The organism is Paeniglutamicibacter sp. MACA_103 (assembly GCF_045798555.1).
Classification (GTDB): domain Bacteria; phylum Actinomycetota; class Actinomycetes; order Actinomycetales; family Micrococcaceae; genus Paeniglutamicibacter.
Window position 1 is genome coordinate 1 of sequence record NZ_JBIXLN010000112.1, and the last position, 892, is coordinate 892.

Genomic DNA, 892 nt, shown 5'->3' on the forward strand with positions numbered 1-892 from the left:
TCCCCCGCACCTGGCCAAGTACGCCATGAGCTACGTCTTCGTGCAGGCCGAGTTCGGCCTGGCCTGCCCGGTCTCGATGACAGATGCCGCGGCCCGCACGCTGCGCAAGTTCGGCGATCCCAAGCTATTCGGCGCCTACATCGACGGTTTGACCTCAACTGACGCGGAAACCCGCTACACCGGTGCGATGTTCATGACCGAGACCCAGGCCGGCACCGACATCGCCATGACTGAAACCCGGGCCGTTCCAGATGGCGACGGCTGGCGCCTGTCCGGCAAGAAGTGGTTCACCTCCAACCCGGATGCCGACGTGGTGCTGACCCTGGCCAAGTACCCGGGCGGGGACGACACCACACGCGGCGTGGGCCTGTTCATGCTTCCCAAGGTCCTGCCCGACGGCACCCGCAACTCGTACGTGATCGACCGCCTCAAGGACAAGATGGGCACCCGCTCGATGCCCTCGGGCGAGATCACCCTCGATGGCGCCTACGCGCTGCAGGTGGGTCGCCTTGACCACGGTTTCAAGCAGATGGCAGAGATGATCAACACCTCCCGCCTGTCCAACGCCATGCGTTCGGCCGCCTTGATGCGCCGCGCCGTCTCCGAATCCGTCGAGCATGCACGCGCCCGGGTGGTCTTTGGCAAGCCGCTGATGGAACAGCCGTTGATGCGCAACACCATCCTGCCGCTGGCCCTCGAGGCCGAGGCGGCCCTCGGGTTGATCTTCCACTCCGGCGACATGCTGCAGAAGGCCGATGCCGGGGACGAAAACGCCAAGTCGCTGATCCGCGTGCTGACCCCGATCGCCAAGCACTACATCTGCAAGAAGGCCCGCTGGGTCACCGGCGAGGCCATGGAAATCCGTGGCGGCAACGGCTACATCGAGGACTGG

General features: G+C 65.4%; 1 protein-coding gene. It reads left to right on the top strand.

Translation table 11 applies throughout. The annotated features are described in order from the left end of the window. A partial coding sequence (locus tag ACIPVK_RS21765) for an acyl-CoA dehydrogenase family protein (RefSeq protein ID WP_407614066.1) occupies window positions 1-892 on the top strand: 892 nt, incomplete at both ends.